General features: G+C 58.7%; 19 protein-coding genes. All 19 read right to left on the reverse strand.

Annotation, left to right across the window (positions count from 1 at the left end):
• Positions 1-4 precede the first annotated feature (4 nt).
• A complete protein-coding gene (locus tag D3Z90_RS19260; protein ID WP_136477524.1) occupies positions 5-1,480 on the reverse strand; it encodes a sigma-54 dependent transcriptional regulator in 1,476 nt (491 codons plus the stop codon).
• 170 nt (positions 1,481-1,650) lie between these two features.
• Positions 1,651-1,947: a flagellar protein FliT gene (fliT, locus tag D3Z90_RS19265; protein WP_136477525.1), complete on the reverse strand. Its 297-nt coding sequence runs from the start codon at positions 1,945-1,947 to the stop codon at positions 1,651-1,653.
• 25 nt (positions 1,948-1,972) lie between these two features.
• Positions 1,973-2,362, reverse strand: a complete 390-nt coding sequence (gene fliS, locus D3Z90_RS19270) for a flagellar export chaperone FliS (RefSeq protein WP_136477526.1) — start codon at positions 2,360-2,362, stop codon at positions 1,973-1,975.
• A gap of 119 nt (positions 2,363-2,481) precedes the next feature.
• The gene (gene fliD / locus D3Z90_RS19275) at positions 2,482-3,846 is read right to left on the reverse strand and encodes a flagellar filament capping protein FliD (RefSeq protein ID WP_136477527.1); all 1,365 of its coding nucleotides are present in this window, start codon (positions 3,844-3,846) and stop codon (positions 2,482-2,484) included.
• A 77-nt stretch (positions 3,847-3,923) separates the two neighbouring features.
• Positions 3,924-4,268 carry a flagellar protein FlaG gene (locus tag D3Z90_RS19280; RefSeq protein WP_136477528.1) on the reverse strand — a complete coding sequence of 115 codons (345 nt, stop codon included), beginning with the start codon at positions 4,266-4,268 and terminating at the stop codon, positions 3,924-3,926.
• 74 nt (positions 4,269-4,342) lie between these two features.
• Positions 4,343-6,067 (reverse strand): flagellin, encoded by a 1,725-nt coding sequence (locus tag D3Z90_RS19285; protein WP_136477529.1) that lies wholly within the window; start codon positions 6,065-6,067, stop codon positions 4,343-4,345.
• A gap of 265 nt (positions 6,068-6,332) precedes the next feature.
• The gene (locus D3Z90_RS19290) at positions 6,333-7,274 is read right to left on the reverse strand and encodes a ketoacyl-ACP synthase III (protein WP_136477530.1); all 942 of its coding nucleotides are present in this window, start codon (positions 7,272-7,274) and stop codon (positions 6,333-6,335) included.
• Between the two features lie 290 nt (positions 7,275-7,564).
• Positions 7,565-9,130 carry a flagellar hook-associated protein 3 gene (locus tag D3Z90_RS19295; RefSeq protein ID WP_136477531.1) on the reverse strand — a complete coding sequence of 522 codons (1,566 nt, stop codon included), beginning with the start codon at positions 9,128-9,130 and terminating at the stop codon, positions 7,565-7,567.
• A 13-nt stretch (positions 9,131-9,143) separates the two neighbouring features.
• Positions 9,144-11,186: a flagellar hook-associated protein FlgK gene (gene flgK, locus D3Z90_RS19300; protein ID WP_136477532.1), complete on the reverse strand. Its 2,043-nt coding sequence runs from the start codon at positions 11,184-11,186 to the stop codon at positions 9,144-9,146.
• 10 nt (positions 11,187-11,196) lie between these two features.
• Positions 11,197-12,393: a flagellar assembly peptidoglycan hydrolase FlgJ gene (gene flgJ / locus D3Z90_RS19305; RefSeq protein ID WP_136477533.1), complete on the reverse strand. Its 1,197-nt coding sequence runs from the start codon at positions 12,391-12,393 to the stop codon at positions 11,197-11,199.
• A 10-nt stretch (positions 12,394-12,403) separates the two neighbouring features.
• Positions 12,404-13,513, reverse strand: coding sequence for a flagellar basal body P-ring protein FlgI (locus D3Z90_RS19310; protein ID WP_136477534.1), 1,110 nt, complete (start codon positions 13,511-13,513; stop codon positions 12,404-12,406).
• 12 nt (positions 13,514-13,525) lie between these two features.
• Complete coding sequence (flgH, locus tag D3Z90_RS19315; protein ID WP_136477535.1) at positions 13,526-14,221, reverse strand: flagellar basal body L-ring protein FlgH; 696 nt, start codon at positions 14,219-14,221, stop codon at positions 13,526-13,528.
• A gap of 54 nt (positions 14,222-14,275) precedes the next feature.
• Positions 14,276-15,061: a flagellar basal-body rod protein FlgG gene (flgG, locus tag D3Z90_RS19320; protein WP_136477536.1), complete on the reverse strand. Its 786-nt coding sequence runs from the start codon at positions 15,059-15,061 to the stop codon at positions 14,276-14,278.
• A 45-nt stretch (positions 15,062-15,106) separates the two neighbouring features.
• A complete protein-coding gene (locus D3Z90_RS19325; protein WP_136477537.1) occupies positions 15,107-15,847 on the reverse strand; it encodes a flagellar basal body rod protein FlgF in 741 nt (246 codons plus the stop codon).
• 166 nt (positions 15,848-16,013) lie between these two features.
• The gene (locus D3Z90_RS19330) at positions 16,014-16,208 is read right to left on the reverse strand and encodes a hypothetical protein (protein ID WP_136477538.1); all 195 of its coding nucleotides are present in this window, start codon (positions 16,206-16,208) and stop codon (positions 16,014-16,016) included.
• Between the two features lie 73 nt (positions 16,209-16,281).
• Positions 16,282-17,601: a flagellar hook protein FlgE gene (gene flgE / locus D3Z90_RS19335; RefSeq protein WP_136477539.1), complete on the reverse strand. Its 1,320-nt coding sequence runs from the start codon at positions 17,599-17,601 to the stop codon at positions 16,282-16,284.
• 27 nt (positions 17,602-17,628) lie between these two features.
• Positions 17,629-18,330 (reverse strand): flagellar hook assembly protein FlgD, encoded by a 702-nt coding sequence (locus D3Z90_RS19340; protein WP_136477540.1) that lies wholly within the window; start codon positions 18,328-18,330, stop codon positions 17,629-17,631.
• A gap of 13 nt (positions 18,331-18,343) precedes the next feature.
• Positions 18,344-18,787: a flagellar basal body rod protein FlgC gene (gene flgC / locus D3Z90_RS19345; RefSeq protein WP_136477541.1), complete on the reverse strand. Its 444-nt coding sequence runs from the start codon at positions 18,785-18,787 to the stop codon at positions 18,344-18,346.
• Positions 18,788-18,790: 3 nt separating this feature from the next.
• Positions 18,791-19,198, reverse strand: a complete 408-nt coding sequence (flgB, locus tag D3Z90_RS19350; protein WP_136477542.1) for a flagellar basal body rod protein FlgB — start codon at positions 19,196-19,198, stop codon at positions 18,791-18,793.

Below are 19,198 nucleotides of genomic sequence, written 5' to 3' on the forward strand. Positions count from 1 at the left end.
AGCGTCAATCCTCCGCCTGCTCTTCTCCGTCTCGACGGCTCATGCCGTACTTGCGCATCTTTTCCACCAGGGTAGTGCGACGAATGCGCAGGCGTTCGGCAGCGCGAGCAACGATACCATTGGCGTCGTCCAGCGCCTGCTGGATCAGACCCTGCTCCAGGCCACCCAGATAGTCTTTCAGGTCCAGCCCTTCCGGCGGCAACATGGCATGACTGGTGTAACCCGGCACGCTGCCATTGATGGCCACCCGCTCTTCCAGGTCCGAACGCATGCTATCGACCAGTTGCTCGTCTTCATCATCGACGTAGCGGAATTTCTTCGGCAGTTCCGAAACCCCAATCACGCCATAGGGATGCATGATCGCCATGCGCTCGACCAGGTTGGCAAGTTCGCGAACGTTGCCCGGCCAGCCGTGGCGGCACAGGGACATGATCGCTGCCGAATTGAAGCGAATCGAGCCACGCTTTTCGTGCTCCATGCGCGAAATCAACTCGTTCATCAGCAGCGGGATATCCTCGACGCGCTCACGCAACGGAGCCATCTCGATGGGGAATACGTTAAGGCGATAATACAGGTCTTCGCGGAAGGTGCCCGCTTCGATCATGCTTTCGAGGTTCTTGTGGGTCGCGGCGATAATGCGCACGTCGATACCCTGGGTCTTGTTGCTGCCCACCCGCTCGAATGTCCGCTCTTGCAGCACGCGCAACAACTTGACCTGCATGGGCAGCGGCATGTCGCCGATTTCATCAAGAAACAGGGTGCCGCCGTTGGCCAGCTCGAAGCGACCGGCGCGACTGGTAATGGCACCGGTAAACGCGCCCTTCTCATGTCCGAACAACTCGCTCTCGAGCAATTCGGCAGGGATTGCGCCACAGTTGACCGGTACGAATGGGGCTTCCCGGCGTTTGGAATGGTAATGCAGGTTACGCGCAACCACTTCCTTGCCTGTACCCGACTCGCCGAGGATCAGCACGCTAGCGTCAGTGTCGGCTACCTGCTGCATCATCTGGCGCACATGCTGGATGGCGCGACTGGTACCGACCAGGCTGCGGAACAGATTCGGCTCACGCTGGCGACCACGCTCGCGGGCCTGGTCGTACATCTCGCGATAGACCTGGGCACGGTGCAGCGAATCGAGCAGCTTGCTATAGCTCGGCGGTACTTCAAGGTTGGAAAGAACACGGCGACGCAGCTCTTCCGGCAGATCAGCCGAAGAAATTTCACCTAAAAGCATCACCGGAAGGAACTCATCCCACCCAGCCACGGTCTTAAGCAAACTCATCAGACTTGCCGGAGCACTAACAGCGCCAATCAGCACACAAAGCACTTCGCGACTCGATGACAGCGACTCAACCGCCTGCTGCCAGTCTTGGCTCGAGCAGGTGAGATTTTCTTCGCCCAGAAAATTCAGAACCACCGCCAAATCGCGGCGGCGAACGCTATCGTCATCGATCAGCAGAATTTTGGTTTCACGCCACATGCAATAGCAACTTCCCTAGTCATCTCGGCGCCCTATTGAGGGCAAGCTCGACATCATTCCGACTGAACGGTCAGTGTTCGGACGTCTGAAATTTGAAAACAGCTACTAGTTAAGTCAAAAAACCGCACAGAGTCAAATTTATGGCGCCCTGTTTATGGTTTTGCCCAGCTTCAGCTGAACAAATGGTATACCTTTGCCGCGTTCTTGGCATGCCGGATCTGCGTCATCTCATCGACTATTGATTGACGCTCGTCACTTGCAACCTCAATTAGTTGTCGGTAGACACCGAGCAACTCCTCCAGACTGCTGCGCAACACATCTTCGTTGACCGAGGCTTCGGCCAGCACTTCATCGACACACGACCGGCAACTGACATCGAGTTCGCTGATCGCCTCCCAGTCACGACTGTTCAAGGCGCCCAACAAAGCTTCGCGGGTTTCCTCGATCCGTTGCAGTGCTTGGCTCATGATAAGTACCTCAAGGCCGATGGCCTTATTGTGGAGCGATGGCATCCCAGCCGGATTTCACAGTGATCAGCAGACGCGCAACTTCGTCGATCATGTCGGTATCATTGGCACTGTTGGCTTCGACCAGACGGTTGGCCATGTAGGCATACAGGGCGTCCAGCTGATGCACCGCTGCCGGGTCTTCAGCCTTTTCCGCATCCAAGCCATCACGCAGGCCGGTGATGATGTCGATTGCCTTGCCCAGCATCAGGCCTTTTTGCGCGATGTCGCCACGGGCCAATGCGCCCTTGGCCTGAGCCATGCGATCCAGCCCCCCTTCCATCAGCATCTGCACCAGACGGTGCGGGCTGGCTTCAGAGATCTGCGCGTGGGAATTGACCTTCTGGTATTGGCGAAGGGCTCTCATAGGGTTCATGTTGCTACCTCGTTACAGGCCACAGTCAAATAGGTTGCTCTAACCAGCATTTCGACTGTTTCGATCAAAACTTTAATCCAGCGCCTGCGCCCCTCAAGGAAGCGCGGGCGCGCCGTCCATCAATTCGACTTCGGATTGTTCAGCGAATTGAGGGTGGTCATCATGCTTGAGCTGCTGGCGTTGAGCTGCGCAATCATGGTGTCCATCGCCGTGTACTTCTTGGTCAGCGAGTCCTGCAGGGCTTCCATCCGCCGATCCAGATCTGCCTGTTCCGTGGTCAGGTCGGTCAGCTTGTTGTTGAGGTCAGTGGCCCGGGTCGCCAGCGAACCGGTGGTACCGACATAACTGGAGGTGGCCTTGTTCATGCGCGTGATCAGGCCGGTGTCGCCGGTGAACAGTTTGGCGATATCGCCAGCACCCTTGACCACTGCCTTGTCCCACGCCTTGTCATCCAGGCTCAGCAGGCCGGTTTTCTGGTCGGTGGTGATGCCCATCTGCGCCAGGCTGCTGATGCTGCCCGCGCCCTTGCCGTTGACCAGCTCACCGCGCAGGCTCGACACCAACTGACGCATCGACGCATCACCGGTCAAGGCACCTGCGGTGGTGGTCGCAGCGTCGCCGGTGGCAGTGACCTTGGTTTGCGCGTTGATGGAAGTCATCAGCGCGTTGTAGGCGGTGATGAACGACTGTACCGAGGTTTTCAGCGTGTCGGTGTTGCTGGCCACGGTGATGGTGATCGGCTTTTTATCGTCAGCGGCGATCAGATCAAGGGTCACACCACTGATAGCGGAGTCAATCTTGTTGGTGGTGGACTCCATGGCGATACCGTCGATGGAGTACTTGGCATTTTTCGCCGCCTCACCAGCGGTATATCCGCTGGCCAAGTCCGAATCACCACTGAGGGTAATGTCGGTGCCTTCACCGGTGGTGGTCGAACCAATAACCAGACGCGCACCGCTGGCGTCCGTCAGGACGTTAGCACTGATGCCTTGCGCTGAAAGCTGGGTATTGATCTGCTCACGGGTCTCTTTCAGGGTCGCGCCACCCGGAATGATCACATCGTAGCTTTTGCCCGACTGGGTAATGGTCAGCGTCTGCGGTTCGTCACTGCTGTTGGCCTTGCCGGAAGCGCCATCAGCAAAGACCTTGCTGGTGACCTTCGAGGAAGTCGCCAATTCGTCAACCTGAACCGTGTACTTGCCGCTGGACGCCCCCTCACCCAGGGTAACCTTGACGTTTTTTTCTTCAGAAGTAGTAGCAGCCAGACCGTTGAACGCGGCGGCATTGTTCAACTTGGTGATCGCCGCCTGGAACGCTTCGAGCGCCGTCTTCACCGAGCCGACGGCCGACAACTTGATCGTCGCGTCTTTTTGCTGGGCGGTGATTTGCGCCTGCTTGGGTGCCTTTTCAGCCCCTACCAGCGCCTTGACGATACCTTGCGTGTCATAGCCCGAACCTGGGCCGGAAATCGTTGAACTAGCCATTTGCTACTCTCCTTGCGGCTGCCGCTTTATTGGCGCAAAACGCCTAGGCGGCAATCTGAAACAGGTTTCGTGCCAACTCAAGCCTTGGTGTTGAACAACAGGCTGCTGGCATCGCTCAGATTCTGCGCCAACTTCAGCGCGGTCTCTGATGGAAGCTGGCGAATCACTTCACCGCTGTCGGTGGCGATCACCTTGACCACCACAATGCCGGTGGCTTCATCGATGGAAAAGTCCAGGTTACGGTGGGTAGCCTGCACAAAGTCGCGAATATCGGTTACCGCTTTTTCCAGCGCTGCGCGCTGCGGCTCTTCGGTCGAGGCCGGTTCAGTCTTCTGCGCCAGATTGGCCTGGGCACCAGACGCGCCGGCGGCCTGGGTTGCAGCAGCCGGGTAAGTCGCGCTCAGCTTGACACTCATGTCCATGTCATCACCTCAAAACTGAAAAAAACGAAAGGGCACGTATACGCGCCCTTCCGTTAACTAACCGCTAAAGGCTATTACTGAAGCAGCTTCAGAACAGACGATGGCAGTTGGTTGGCCTGGGACAGGATCGCAGTGGAAGCCTGTTGCAGGGTTTGTTGCTTGGTCAGCTCGGCCGCTTCAGAAGCGAAGTCAGCGTCTTCTACACGGCCTTTGGCGGCCGAGGAGTTCTGCGAAATGCTCTGCAGGTTGGCCACGGTGCTGGCGAAACGGTTTTGCACCGCACCCAGCTGCGAACGCTGGCTGTCGATCTGCTGCATGGCGTCGTCCAGCGCCTGAATGGCCTGCTGCGAAGCGGCAGCCGACAGGATGTTCAGGTCGGAAACGCTGGTTTCCATAGTGGTGGCAGCTTTGGTGCCAGCAGCGGCGACAGCAGTCAGACCCAGAGCAGCCAAGCCGGTGCCAGCGCTGCCGTCTTTGACAGTGATGTCTTTGTCGGCGAACAGGTTCAGGGTGCCGTCAGTGTTCTTGCTGGCCATGACGCCGGTGCTGGCGCTGTTGATCGAACCAACAACAGCATCAATGGTGTCGCCTTTCTTGAACTTGACTTCAACGCCATTCAGGTCGATGGAAGTGTCAGCAGTCATTTTGGCCTGGGTGGTACCAGCCGACAGGCCCAGTTGCGACAGCGAGCCATTGGAAGCGTTGGCCAGCTTGATGTCAGCACCGTTGCCCGAGGTCAGCTTGACACGACCATCGACGAACTCAGCCTTGGCACCGTTAGCTGCGCCGCCAACGGCGTTTTCCATGGCGGTCAGCACGGTAGCCATGGTGCTGGTTGCAGTCCAGGAAACAGCGGTGCCATTGACAGAAATGGAACCAGTAGTGTCCATGGTGCTGGCAGTGGTTCGAGCTACGGCTGCGGTAGTACCAGCGGCACCCAGACCGAGCGATGCCAAACCGTTGGTTGCAGGACCAGGGTTGGTGCCAAGGGTGATATCGTTGCTCGACGTCAAAGTCACGATACCGGCGCCATCGGCGCTCGCCGTAACGCCAGTTTCAGCAGTCTTTTTGTTGATTTCAGTTACAGCAGAGTTAGCAGCGGCAGTACCAGCGGCAGCAGCGGCCAGCTTGACCGTCACACCGTTGATAACCAGTTCATCGGTAGCAAGAGTAGCGCCGGCAGCTGCACCGCCGACCTTCTTAGCGACGTCACCCAACACTGCACCGGTGGTGGTAGCAGCCAGACCTTTAGGTGCAGTGCCGTCAACCGAAGCTTCGCTGTAAGTACCCTTCAGCGCAGTCGAGCTGATGTCGGTCATGCCGAACGAGATGGTTTCGTTGGCGTTGGCGCCGATCTGGAAAGCAACGTTGCTGAACGAGCCGTCCAGCAGGTTACGACCACCGAAGGTGGTGGTGCTGGCGATACGGTTCAGTTCGCCGACTTTAGCGGTGAATTCTTGTTGCAGGGAAACACGGTCAGCGTCGGATTTATCACCGTTCGCCGCTTGCAGGGCGAGTTCACGCAGACGCTGCAGGGTGTTGGTGGATTCCTGCATGGCGCCTTCAGCGGTCTGGGCGATCGAAACACCGTTGTTGGCGTTAGCGATGGCAACGTTCAGGCCTTTGACCTGGTTGTTCAGACGGTTGGCGATCTGCATGCCGGCAGCGTCGTCTTTGGCGCTGTTGATTTTCAGGCCGGAGGACAGACGGTTCATCGACTGGCTCAGAGCGTCGGAAGCTTTGTTCAGGTTCTTCTGGACACCCAGGGAAGTGATGTTGGTGTTTACTGATAATGCCATTACGAAATCCTCGTTGGATGGATACTGCGGCTTCCGGCCCTGGCAACCGCCGGGTGTGGCCTAGAGAACCTTCGTAATAGTTATCGTCGTGAAAGCAGGTTGCTTGAGCGGTTTTTTGATTTTTTTTACTAGCACCGTGCCACCCCTTGCAATTCAAGGCTTTAGCCGCCGCCCACAACAGCCCGGCGCGCAAAAAATGGCGCCAATAAAAAACGCCCATGACCTTCACGGCCATGGGCGTTTTACGTGCAGCTGCAGCCTGGGCTTATGGGCGATGGATAATCGCCGACCCCCAGGACAGACCCACGCCAAAACCACTGATAGCGACACGCTTCCACTTGCCGTCGAGCATGTGCTTTTCCAGCAGCAGCGGAATGCTGGACGAAACGGTATTGCCGGTTTCGAGCATGTCCTTGACGAACTTGTCCTTCACCGTCGAATCGGGATCTTCATCAAAACGCCGGGCGACGGCATCAACAATTGCCGCGCTGCCCTGGTGAATGCAGAACGCGTCGATATCCGCCGCCGTCAGCCCGGAAGCATCGAGCAACTCGTTCAGGTGCGCAGGCACCTTGATCAAGGCGAAGTTGAACACCTGACGGCCATTCATGAAGAAATTGCCATCGGTGACCTTCAGGTGCGCGGCACCGGAACCGTCGGTGCCAAAACGCGCCTGCCCCAGTTGCCAGGTGGCGTCCTCACCCATCCAGGTGGCGGTAGCGGCATCACCGAACAACATCGTGGTGTTGCGATCTTCCGGGTCGACAATCTTCGAGTAAGGGTCGGCCGTGATCAGCAGGCCATTCTTCAGCCCCGCAGCCTCCATGAAGCCTTTGATCGCATACAAGCCATAAACATAACCCGAGCACCCCAGCGACACGTCGAACGCCGCCACACGGGTCGACAGGCCGAGCTTGTCCTGGACGATGGCTGCGGTGTGCGGCAAGCCCTCTTCGTCACCGTTCTGAGTGACCACGATCAGGGCGTCGATTGCTTGCGGATCAAGATCCGGATTGTTGGCAAACAGCGCCTTGGCCGCTTCGACGCAGAGGTCGGAGGTTTCTTGCTCGTCAGCCTTGCGCGGCAGAAAGGTCGAACCGATCTTGCCGAAGATGAATGTTTCATCCTTGCCGAATTTCGCACCCTGGGCATAGTTGTCCAGGCCAGCGGTGGGCACGTAACTCGCGATACTTTTTATGCCAATCATTCTGGCTTCCCAATCAAAACAGCCAAAGACCGCCGCTCGCAAAAATGAGGGCGCCAAAAACCGGGCCTGCACCACCCTCGGGCGGCACACGGCAGCGATGTTGCCTGAACCTGCAAAATAATAACCGGCAACAAATTCGTGCAAACGCCACCGATAGGATACAGGGAAGATGCCCGATTTGACTCATTGGTCACACTCAATTACCGCAAGTCGAGGATCGCCAGCATCCATACAGGCATAAAAAAACCCCGGCAGGCACAACGCCAACCGGGGTTCTTGTGTCGATTGACTCAGAGCTTGTTGAACAGGCTCAACTGCGACAAACGCGCAAAGGCCAACTGCGAGGCCTCTAGCATGGCTTGTTGCAGGGTCAGAGCGATGGCAGCAGTGGACATGTCGGTGTTGCCGATGGCGTTCTGCGTGCTCTTGTTCGCCAGGTCCAGGCTGATGTTTTCCTGCTTCTGGATTTCCAGAGAATTTCCCCGCGCACCAATCGAACCGCGCGTGATGTCAATTCGCTCACGAGCACTGGCGATGTTCGAGATCGCCGAGTCCACGGCTTGCTTGAGGGCAATCGATGACTCGCCATCGGTGACCGGTTTGTCCAGCGCAGCGCGCAGCTGGCTCAAGGTATCGAGCACGTTCTGGGTCTTGTGGGTGTTGGCCGTGGCACCAAACTGATCGCCGGCTTTAGGCGGACCGTCGAATTTGTAGGTAACACCGGCCACGGTAAGCTCATTGCCCGCACCGATAACACCGCTTGCAACCGGCCTGCTGTCGGCGGTGTACGGCTGAGCGTAAAGCTCGTAGTCGGTGTCGCTGGTGAACTTGAGTACTGCCCCACCACTTGGGAAGGTGCTGCGATAGGCATCGTTGTCCGTGACGCTGCTGCTGGTTACCTGAGCCATCGACGGGTTGCCGGCACTGCGGCTAACGTTCACGGTATCCGGGCGCGCACCCACGGTGAACGCATGCCCGGCCACCGCCGCGTCAGGGTCATCGCCGTCTTTCAGGGCGATATTGATCTCGAACTCGACCCCACGCAGGGAAATCATATTGCCACCTTCAGCATTACGATCGAACGCACCATTGGTAGGCGTCTCGCTGGTAATGTCGTTGCCGTTGGCATCGGTGACGCTGTACTGCGTGGCACTGGTGAAGGTGATGGTATACGGCTGGCCTTTGCCAAAGTCGCTGTTGTAGGTGTTGACCGAAGTCAGCAAACCCTGGGACAGGTTTACCCGACCATCATTGGGCAGCGGCGCCTGCAGACTGGTCTGCGTGCGACTGTTGTTGATGGCCTGGTCAAAAACGCTGTAGCCGCTGTCGTTGGTCGCCAGGTGCAAGGTATCGGACACCTGCAGGCTGAGCTGAGTCTGGTCACCTTGATAGCTGTAGGTGCCATCGCTGTTGCGGATGTACGGTGGCTCCGAGGTCTTGGAGCCACCAAACAGGTAGTTGCCATTGGCATCGCGGGAGTTGAGCAGACCGAAGACGTTGGCTTCGATCTCCTTGATCTCACTGCTGATCGAGGCGCGGTCGGAGTTGCTCAAACCACCATCACCGGCCTTGAGGGTCAGCTCGACAGCGCGCTGCAGGGCATCGTTGATGGTCGAGAGCACACTCTCTTCCTGCAACAGGGCATTATTCACGGTGGTCAGGTTGGCATCGTACTGACCGAGCAAGGCGCTCTGCTGTTGCAACAGCAACAGGCGCGCGGCACCGACTGGATCGTCCGCTGCTGTCTGGATACGAATTCCGGACGACACTTGCTGCGAGGTCTTGGCCGTGTCGGAGAAATTCTTCGAGTAGCTGCTGGCGCTGGTCTCATAGAACTGAGCGGTGGAAATACGCACGTTCGGCTCCTCCTTACAGGGCGTTGATCAAGGTGCTGAAGGTTTCTTGCGCGGTCTTGATGATCTGAGACGACGCCGTGTAGTAATGCTGGAACTTGACCAGGCCGGCGGCCTCGTCATCCAGGTTGACCCCGGACACCGCGGCGCGACCGGCTTTGGCCGAGTCGAGCACGGCGCCGCTGGCGGTGGTGTCGATCTTGGCCTGGGCAGCCTTGGCACCGACGCGCTCGACCAGCGAGGCGTATGCCGAGGTAAAGCTGGTGCCGGCGCCAGCGCCGGTGCCGACGGTAGACTGGGTCTGCAAATCAAGCAGCGACTTGGCGTTGCGGTTATCGGACTTGCCTTCGGCGTTGAACGACAGGCTGAAACTGTCATTGGCCGCCGGGGTGCCACCGATGGATGTTTCAACGCTGAAGGTACGCGGATTACCACTGCCATCGAGAATCGGTGCACCTGACGCATCGCGCATCGGCACATTGATCTGCAGCTTGTTGTCCTGGCCCGGAATGATGCTGCCGGAGCCGATGTCTTTGCCGTTGGCGTCAAACAGCTTGTAGCCTTGAGTACCGCCAGACGCTTCATCAAATACCACACGCACCGGCATGGAGTGCTTGATCGAGTCCTGCATCAGGGCAAGATCGGCGCCACCGTAGATATCCAGGCGCTCACTCAGGCTTGGCTGGGTGATGGTGCCCGTGCCGCCATTGCCGCTACCGGCGGTGGCGCTGATCGGACCGGCGAAAGCCAGCTTGTTGGCATCGGTCAGTACGGTGTTGATACTGCCCGCTGCAGCGCGCGTCGGAATAACCTTGAAGCTGTCGCCTGCCGCCAGGCCACCGCCTTTGAGCGAGAGGGTGAAGCCATCGATGACCGGTGCCGGGTCCTGGTCCAGGGCAAAGGTGCCCATCTCGGTACCATCGGAGCGGCGGACGGTGTAGTTCTTGTCGCTGGTGAACTTCACTTCATAGTCATAGGTGGTCAACGCGCCACTGTCAGTGATGGTCACGTCGAGATTACCCGAACCAGCACTGTTGCCCGACGCTGCCAGGCTGCGCTGACTGATCGCGGTAGCGCTGTTGATGCTGGAGAACAACGCACTGCCGAACTGCGCATTGGCATCCAGGCCCTGCCCCAGCTGGCTGTTGATGCTGTCGGAAACCACCAGCGCAACACGACCCAACTCATTGATCGACGGGTTAAGCACCTCATCGCGATAACGCAGCAGCCCGCCAATCTGGCCACCGGTAACGACCGAGGTAACGTCGGAGCTGAAAGTCTGGTAGTTGATGCTCAGGCTGTACTGACTCTTGTCGTTGGCGCTTGGCCCCACCGACAGGGTATTGGCGTGGTTACCGGTAACCAGCGACTGCCCGGTACCCAGGTATACATCAAGACTGCCATCGCGCTCCTGCACGGTGACACCCACCAATTCATTGAGCGAGCGCACGGCATCGTTGCGTGCATCAATGAGGTTGTTCGGGGTGTTGCCCGAGGCCGATAGCTGGGTGATCTGCTTGTTGTACTCAGCGATACTGGCGGACAGTTTGTTGACCTGGCCACTCAAGGTATCAAGCTGGGAATTGATGTTGTCGTTCTGCTGGCTCATCTGCGATGAGATGGCGTTGAAGCGGTTGCTCAAGGTTTGCGCCTGGGTCAGCAGCAACTGCCGCGAAGCCACATCCGAAGGCGACGCCGAGGCTGTCTGCAGGGCGGAGAAAAAGGCGGTGAGCACCGAACTGATACCGGTGTCACGGTCAGCCAGCAGCTTGTCGACGCTGGTGATCTGATCCTGAAACGCCACCGCATCGGAGTTGAGCGAAGTGGCCGTTTGCAGTTGATTGTCCAGGTAGCTGTTATAGATGCGGCGAACATCCGACAGCGTGGTACCGGTGCCGATAAAGCCAACCCCGATATTCTGCATGCTACCCGCGCTCTGCACGGTCTGCTGACGCGAATACCCAGAGGTTGCGGCGTTGGCGATGTTATTGGAGGTAACCGCTAACGCTGCCTGGCTGGCATTCAGGCCACTCAGCCCGATCGAGATCAGATTCGACATACTTCAGTCCTTATAGATTCGTGGTACCGCCAGCCAAGGCGTATTGCGGGGTTGGCTGCAACTGCCGGGCAATGCTGATGATCTTGCGCGCGTAGTCAGGGTCGGTGGCATAGCCGGCCTTTTGCAGCTCTTTGGCAAACTGTTCCGGGTTATCGGCAGCACCGACCGCATCTTTATAGCGAGAGTTGTTCTGCAGCAGACTCACCAGGTCATGGAAGCTGTCCTGGTAGGAGTCGTAGGAACGGAACGCCGCCGTTTCCTTGACGAACTGGCCATCGCGAAACTCGCTGGTGATCGCCCGTGCCTCGCCACCCTGCCAATTGCCGGTGGCCTTGATGCCGAACAAGTTGTGACTGCTGCTGCCATCGCTCTGGCGCATGACCGACTTGCCCCAGCCGGTTTCCAATGCGGCCTGGGCCACCAGGTAGCGCGGATCGATGCCGATACGCTTGGCGGCCTGCTCGGCCATCGGCAGCATGGTGGCGACAAAATCGTCGGAAGAACTGAAGGCGCGCTTGGCCGGCGCCAATGGCGGCTGAGCCACAACACGACCGTAAATTCGCAACTCGCTCGGCGCAGCAAAAGCTCGGGCCGGCTGCCAGTCGCCCTTGACCAGCGCATCGCCGACCACAGCGCTGCGCCCAGGAATAGGTGCGGTATTGGTCGTCGCTGGCGCAGCCCCTACCGACGGCACCAACCCGGCCAGCAAGCGATCCGTGAGCTTGCCCGGCAATGCCAGGCGCCGGGAGTTCAGCGCGGCGACATCATTGCGCGTGCCGGCTTCAGCGCTGCGCTCGGCCACCCCCACTGCAGTAGCACCGAGGGCGCGCGGCTGAACATCAAAGCGCGGGAACGGACTGTTGTTTACCGATGCCACCTTCTGCTTGGCCAGCTGCCGCATCAGCACATCCTGCAAACCAATACCGCCACCTTCGCGAGACATACTCACCGCCAACTGCTGGTCGTACATCTGCTGGTACTGCTTGGTGGTTTCGGTGTTGAGCGGGTTGTCCTTGGCGATCACATCGCTGGCCGAGCGCATCGACTTGAGCATTTCGTTGAGAAACAGCGACTCGAACTCCTGCGCCACCTTGCGTAGGTTGGCCTCACTGTCGCGGTCGCCGACCTTCAGCGAGTTGAGGCGGTTGAGGTCGGTATAGGCACCGCTGTCAGACATCGAGGCCAGTGCGCTTTTCGGCATATCCATGCGCCAGTCCTCAGATCACGATCAGGTCGGCTTGTAGCGCGCCGGCCTGCTTCAAGGCTTCGAGAATCGCCATCAAATCACTGGGCGCTGCGCCCACCTGATTCACGGCGCGGACAATTTCATCCAGGGTGGTGCCCGGGCCGAACTTGAACATCGGCTTGGCTTCCTGCTCGGCGTTCACCCGCGAGCGAGGCACCACTGCAGTCTGGCCATTGGAGAACGGGCCAGGCTGGCTGACAATCGGGTCTTCGGTGATGGTCACGGTCAGGCTGCCGTGGGTGACCGCCGCTGGCGATACCTTGACGTTCTGGCCAATGACAATGGTACCGGTGCGCGAGTTGATAATGACCTTGGCCACTGCCTGCCCCGGATCGATCTCTAGGTTTTCCAGAATCGACAGGTAGTCGACTCGCTGGCTTGGATCGAGCGGTGCGGTGACCCGTACCGAACCCCCATCCAGGGCCTGGGCCACACCCGGACCGAGCAGTTCGTTGACCTTGTCGACGATGCGCTTGGCGGTCGTGAAGTCCGGGCGATTGAGGTTCAAGGTCAGGCTGTTGCCCTGATTGAAACCACTTGGCACTGCCCGCTCAACCGATGCGCCCCCTGGAATACGTCCAGCCGACGGCACGTTGACAGTGATCTTCGAACCATCACGACCCTCGGCGTCAAAGCCGCCCACCACCAGGTTGCCCTGGGCAATGGCGTAGACATTGCCATCGATACCCTTGAGCGGCGTCATCAACAAACTGCCGCCGCGCAGACTCTTGGAGTTACCAATCGATGACACCGTGATATCCACCACCTGCCCCGGCTTGGCGAATGCCGGCAGATCAGCATGCACGGAAACGGCGGCAACGTTCTTGAGCTGCACGTTGCCCGAGCCTGCCGGCACCTTGATACCGAACTGCGAAAGCATGTTGTTGAAGGTCTGCAGGGTGAACGGTGTCTGGGTGGTCTGATCACCCGTACCGTTAAGACCGACGACCAGGCCGTAACCGATCAACTGGTTGGAACGCACGCCGGAAATGCTGGCGATGTCTTTCAGGCGCTCCGCCTGTGCGGCGAACGCAACGAACAGCAAAAGCGCGGAGCAGATCAGCTGCTTGAAGTTGAACATGGTCATCCGAACCTAGAAAGGCCAAAGCGGGCTGATAAAGAAACGGTCGAGCCACCCCGGTTGGCTGGCATCGGCAAACGAACCGGTACCGGAGTAGGTAATGCGCGCATCGGCTACACGAGTCGAGGGTACGGTGTTGTCGGTGGCGATATCATCGGCACGCACCATGCCGGCGATCCGCACCAGTTCGTCACCGGTATTGAGGGTCAGCCACTTTTCACCGCGCACTGAAATAATGCCGTTGGGCAGCACATCGGCAACGGTGACCGTGATCGAACCGGTCAGGCTGTTGCCCTGCCCGGCCTTACTGTCGCCCTTGGTTGCACGGTCGCCACTGTAGCCGGCGCTCAGGCTCAGGTCGCCATCACTGAACGGGTTGTTGGTGGTCATCGAGGAGCCGAACAACGACGTCAGGCCGATATCGGCCTTGCTGTTCTTGGCGATCTGCGAGTTGGCGTTCTTGCTGGCCTGGGTCCGCTCGTTGAGCGTGATGGTGATGATGTCACCGACCCTGAAGGCCTTGCGATCGCTGTACAGGTTCTGGTCGAAACCGGCCTGGTAGATAGAGCCGTTGTTGGCCGCTGCCGGCAAAGGCGTACGCGGCAGTACCGGCGCGTAGTACGGATCATTGGGCTTGGGCGTCGGCGCAACGCAGCCGGCCAGCACGCTGATCCCACTTAGGGCAAGTACGTAGAACAAACGACTCATGACTCTGACCTCACGGTGTAACAGGCGCTGTTGAAGCGACCTCGAAGACTTTACTTACAGGTTCTGGGTAACGAACGAGAGCATCTGGTCGGCGGTGGAAATGACTTTGGAGTTCATTTCGTAGGCGCGCTGGGTGGTGATCATGTTGACCAGTTCTTCCACCGTGCTGACGTTGGAGTTTTCCAGGGTCTGCTGCTGGACCACGCCAAAACCGTTCAGACCTGGGGTACCCACCTGTGGCGCGCCGCTGGCCGCGGTTTCCAGGAACAGGTTGCCGCCCACCGCTTGCAAGCCGGCCGGGTTGATGAAGTCGGCAGTCTGGATGTTGCCGATGACCTGGGCTGCCGGGTTGCCGGCAGTGGTGATCGAAACTGTGCCATCACGACCCACGGTGAACGTCTGCGCCTCAGGCGGTACAACTACCGCAGGCTCCAGGGCAAAGCCGCTGGCGGTAACGATCTGGCCGTCGGAGTTCAGGTGAAAGGTACCGTCACGGGTATAGGAAACGGTGCCATCTGGCTGCAGGATCTGGAAGAAACCACGGCCATCGACCGCCATGTCCAACGGGTTTTCGGTGGTCTGCAGGCTACCGGCGGTGAAGCTTTTCTGCGTGCCGACAATGCGCACACCCGTACCCAATTGCAGGCCCGAAGGCAGCTCGCTGTCCTGGGTCGATTGCGCGCCTGGCTGGCGACGGGTCTGGTACAACAGGTCCTGGAATTCGGCACGATCACGCTTGAAGCCGGTGGTCGAGACGTTGGCCAGGTTGTTGGAAATGGTGGTCAAATTCATGTCCTGGGCGGACAGACCGGTTTTACTGACCCAAAGAGCCGGAAGCATGCTGTTCTCCTCGCGCGCCTGTTTTACGGCGCTACGTCTGTGTAATTAGCCGATCTGCAAAACCCGAGCCATGGCTTCATCGCCTTCTTTGGCTGTGGTCATCATCTTGATGTGCAGTTCAAATTGACGGGACAGCGCCAGCACCGAAGTCATTTCCTCGACCGCGTTGACGTTGCTGTTTTCAAGGAAACCCGACACCAGCTTGACGTTGGCATCTGCCACGGCAGGTTGTCCGGTGGTGGTGTGAATCAAACCGTCCGGGCCCTTGGTCATGGTCTTGAGGTCAGGGTTGACCATCTTGATCCGGTCGACCTCAGCCATTACGCGCGGCCCTTCACCCATGGCACGGATGGAGATGGTGCCGTCTTCGCCCACCTCGATCTTCTGCTCCGGCGGCACGGCGATGGGTCCACCGTTGCCCATTACCGGCATGCCGTTACCGGCACGCAACACACCCAGGGCATCGATGTTCATCGATGCGGTGCGCACATATGCTTCGCTACCATCAGGCGCTTGCACGGCAATGAAACCATCGCCACCAATGGCCACATCGAGATCACGGCCAGTCTCCAGCAACGAGCCTGGAGTGAAGTCGGTCGCAGGGCGTTCGGTCATCGCATAGGCGCGCGCCGGAAAGCTGTCACCGAATACCGGCATCGAGCGCGCCTGCTCCAGGTCACGCTGAAAACCGTTGGTAGAAATGTTCGCCAGGTTGTTGGCATGGGCCTTCTGCGCCAGCGCGTTCTGGCTGGCGCCGGTCATGGCCACGTAAAGCATCTTGTCCACAGGATCTCCTCTGCGCGAACCGTCGTCGCGCTGCCACCTTGGCTAGCTTTAAGCAATTATCGAACCAGACTAACGAAAGCCCCGTATTACGGGGCTTCAAGAGTAAGTGCAGGCAAAGCGCCGTCAGTTTGTCGGCGAACTCTTGCCGCCTGCGGCAAGGGTAATTTCAGTAGGTGCGGCAACCGGCATTGTTATAAGGCCCCGAATGCCGCACCCAACCCTCACCCGGGTTGACCTGCGAGCACATGTAGCGCCCGGTAGCCAGGCTCTGCCATTGATACCAGGGCGCCGGCGCCGCCATGACCGAATACTGCATGGCCCCCATCAGCAACACCCCGACCATCAACACCCGCTTCCTCACCCCAACCCCCTCTTCGCTGAACGTGCGACGAAAAAAAGCCCCTGCGAGCAGGGGCTGAGCACAACGCTAACTATCAAGTCATTTGAATGATGGTTTGCATGATGGTGCTTTCGGTGGAGATGGTCTTGGCGTTCGCCTGATAGTTGCTCTGCGCCTTGATCAGGTTGACCAACTCGCCGGTCAGGTCGACGTTGGAGTCTTCCAGCGAGCCGCCAACGATCTTGCCCAGGGTGCCGCTATCAGGCTCACCGACGATAGGCACGCCCGAAGCATAGGACTCTTTCCAGCTGGTCCCGCCGACCGGAGTCAAGCCCTGGACGTTGGCAAAGTTGGCAATTGCCACCTGACCGATCACTTTGTCCTGGCCATTGGTGAAGTTGGCGAACAGGTTACCGCTCTGGTCGACCGTCAAGCCGCTGAGCTCGCCGGTGGCGTAGCCATCCTGGTTCTTGGCAGTCGTGGCCGAGGCCGCGTTGTACTGGGTGGTGGCCAACATATCCAGGGAGATACCACCAACCTTGGCAGTGGCGCCGTTCTCTACCCAGTTGCCTGCCGCGTTTTTCTCGGCTGGCTTCCAGCCCGAGAGCTGGAAGGTCTTGGTGTCGGTAATGGTCAAGCCACCAGCTACTGCGCCTGGCGTCATGGCTGCAGTATCCAGGCTGCCATCGGACTTGAACGGCAGTTTGTTCACCAGCGGCGTGGTCAGTGTCGGGTCGGCCGGATTGCGACCATCGACAGTGGTGTACATGGTCCAGGAGTTGGTACCCGCATCCTTGACGAAATACTGGTTCATCTGGTGGGCATTACCCTGACTGTCGTAGACGTCAGTGTTGAAGGTGTAGTTGTAGCTACCCACTTCGGTAGGATCGAACGGAGCGATCTTCGGTGCCGTGGCACTGGAGTTCAGGTTGAGGGTTTCAGTGATGCGTCCGGTAGGGTTCGGCGCAAGGTTGGACGTATCGATCTTCAGATCGGTGAGCACACCTTTGATCACTTTACCGTCGCCGTCGACGGCATAACCCTGCAGGTTGGAACCCTGGGCATTGACGATGTAGCCAGCCTTGTCGCTGTAGAACGCACCGGCACGGGTGTAGATCTTCGAGCCGTTGTCGCTCATGGCGAAAAAGCCGTTGCCGTCGATCGCCAGGTCCAGGCTTTGACCGGTGCCACTGAAGTTACCTTGGGTGAACATTTGCGATACCGCGGCTGTGGTCACACCACTGCCCACGGCGGTACGGCTACTGGTGCCACGAATCGACGAGGAATACTGGTCGGCGAATTCGGCACGCGACGATTTGAAGCCAGTGGTGGCAACGTTGGCAATGTTGTTGCCGGTTACGCCGAGGGCCTTGTTTGCTGCATAAAGACCGCTAAGGCCGATATTGAAAGACATGTGCTCACTCCTGCCGCGTTATCGGCCCTAGATTCCAATAGATTGAATTTTCGACAGCGCGATGCTGCCCAGCCCCGCCAGATTCAGCATCATCTCCGAACCATTGCCACCCATGGTCACGCTGCTGACCGAGGCCGGCAGATTGGTCGTCATGGCTTTGGCGGTTCCATCGATGGTGCCCGAGGCTTTGAAGGTGTAGGTACCAGCAGGAGCAATCTCACCGTCGCTATCCTTGCCGTCCCAGGTGAAGTCCACTTTGCCACCCTTCTGGCTGCCCAGATCCAGGGTGCGCACCAGCTCGCCCTCGCTGTCGTAGATACCGACAGTGGTGAGCGTGCTGGATGAGGTCAGGTTGATCGAACCCTTCATCTCTTTGCTGGTATCGACGACCGACTTGTCGGTTTCAACCACAACATTGCGACCCACCAGCGAAGACGCCTGCAGGGCAATGGAGGAGAGAAAGGCGCCGCCGATGGTGGCGACCGAATCGTTGAGCGTCTGCATGCCTTCCAGGCTGCTGAACTGCGCCAACTGCGCAACGAACTCGCCGTTCTCTTGAGGATCGAGCGGGTTCTGGTGCTTCATCTGGGTAACCAGCAACTGCAGGAACGCATCTTTGCCCAGCGCGCTGCCAGCATTGCCGGTCTTGGCATTGCTGTTGGCTTCAGGCTTTTGCAGCGACTGCAGTACCGCGTTGCTGACACCGGCGGTGGAATTGGTGGTGGTCATACGGCTACTCCTGTCACTGACCCAGGGTCAGGACCTTCTGCATCATGGACTTGGCCGTATTCATCAGCTCGGCATTGGTCTGGAACGAGCGACTGGCAGAGATCATGTCCGCCATTTCCTCGACCACGTTGACGTTCGGGTAGTACACGTAACCGTCCTTGTTCGCCGCCGGATGGTTCGGCTCGTAGCGCGCTTCAAGGTTGCTTTGATCCTCCACCACGCCGAGCACCTGAACACCTTGACCGGCCTCGCCCTGATCCTGGAACAGCGACTGACCCACACCGCCCTGCGCTTGCTGGAAGGTGGTGGCAAAAACCGGATGACGGGCACGGTAGGTCTGATCGATGCTCGAAGAGACCGTCTCGGCGTTGGCAATGTTCGAAGCGACGGTATTCAGACGCGTGGTCTGGGCACTCATGCCGCTACCGGCAATGTTGAATACACTGGCGAGGGACATGACTTACTCTCCGCGCAGGGCTGATACCAGCCCTTTGAATTTACTGTTGAGCAGCGTGAAGCTGGCCTGGAAACCCACGGCATTTTCCGCATAGCTCGACTGCTCGAGCTGGGCATCGACGGTGTTCTGATCGATCGAGGGCTGCATCGGCGTGCGGTACTGCAGCGTCTCGTCACCCATGCTCAGGCCTTCAGCCTCGATATGACGGGTGTTGGTACGATCCAGTGCGAAGTGGCCTTTGCTGGTCTTCTCGGCCTGGGCGGCGAGGACCGATGCGAAGTCCAGGTCGCGCGCCTTGTAGTTTGGCGTGTCGGCGTTGGCGATATTGTTGGCCAGCACTTCGGCACGCTGGGCGCGAAAGCCCAATGCCTTTTCGTGAATGCCGAGCGCTTTATCGAAACTGATGCTCAT

This window comes from Pseudomonas sp. DG56-2, from assembly GCF_004803755.1.
GTDB classification, from domain to species: Bacteria; Pseudomonadota; Gammaproteobacteria; order Pseudomonadales; family Pseudomonadaceae; genus Aquipseudomonas; species Aquipseudomonas auratipiscis.

Excerpts from the sequence above, each read along its gene's own strand:
- D3Z90_RS19340 (WP_136477540.1), bottom strand. The coding sequence starts at position 18,330 with ATGACCACCACCAATTCCACCGCCGGTGTCAGCAACGCGGTACTGCAG.
- D3Z90_RS19260 (WP_136477524.1), bottom strand. The coding sequence starts at position 1,480 with ATGTGGCGTGAAACCAAAATTCTGCTGATCGATGACGATAGCGTTCGC.
- fliT (WP_136477525.1), bottom strand. The coding sequence starts at position 1,947 with ATGAGCCAAGCACTGCAACGGATCGAGGAAACCCGCGAAGCTTTGTTG.
- D3Z90_RS19285 (WP_136477529.1), bottom strand. The coding sequence starts at position 6,067 with ATGGCATTATCAGTAAACACCAACATCACTTCCCTGGGTGTCCAGAAG.
- flgJ (WP_136477533.1), bottom strand. The coding sequence starts at position 12,393 with ATGGATATGCCGAAAAGCGCACTGGCCTCGATGTCTGACAGCGGTGCC.
- flgG (WP_136477536.1), bottom strand. The coding sequence starts at position 15,061 with ATGCTTCCGGCTCTTTGGGTCAGTAAAACCGGTCTGTCCGCCCAGGAC.
- fliS (WP_136477526.1), bottom strand. The coding sequence starts at position 2,362 with ATGAACCCTATGAGAGCCCTTCGCCAATACCAGAAGGTCAATTCCCAC.
- D3Z90_RS19290 (WP_136477530.1), bottom strand. The coding sequence starts at position 7,274 with ATGATTGGCATAAAAAGTATCGCGAGTTACGTGCCCACCGCTGGCCTG.
- flgC (WP_136477541.1), bottom strand. The coding sequence starts at position 18,787 with ATGTCCCTCGCCAGTGTATTCAACATTGCCGGTAGCGGCATGAGTGCC.
- flgB (WP_136477542.1), bottom strand. The coding sequence starts at position 19,198 with ATGAGCATCAGTTTCGATAAAGCGCTCGGCATTCACGAAAAGGCATTG.
- fliD (WP_136477527.1), bottom strand. The coding sequence starts at position 3,846 with ATGGCTAGTTCAACGATTTCCGGCCCAGGTTCGGGCTATGACACGCAA.
- flgH (WP_136477535.1), bottom strand. The coding sequence starts at position 14,221 with ATGAGTCGTTTGTTCTACGTACTTGCCCTAAGTGGGATCAGCGTGCTG.
- D3Z90_RS19280 (WP_136477528.1), bottom strand. The coding sequence starts at position 4,268 with ATGGACATGAGTGTCAAGCTGAGCGCGACTTACCCGGCTGCTGCAACC.
- flgE (WP_136477539.1), bottom strand. The coding sequence starts at position 17,601 with ATGTCTTTCAATATCGGCCTTAGCGGTCTTTATGCAGCAAACAAGGCC.
- D3Z90_RS19310 (WP_136477534.1), bottom strand. The coding sequence starts at position 13,513 with ATGTTCAACTTCAAGCAGCTGATCTGCTCCGCGCTTTTGCTGTTCGTT.
- flgK (WP_136477532.1), bottom strand. The coding sequence starts at position 11,186 with ATGTCGAATCTGATCTCGATCGGGCTGAGTGGCCTGAATGCCAGCCAG.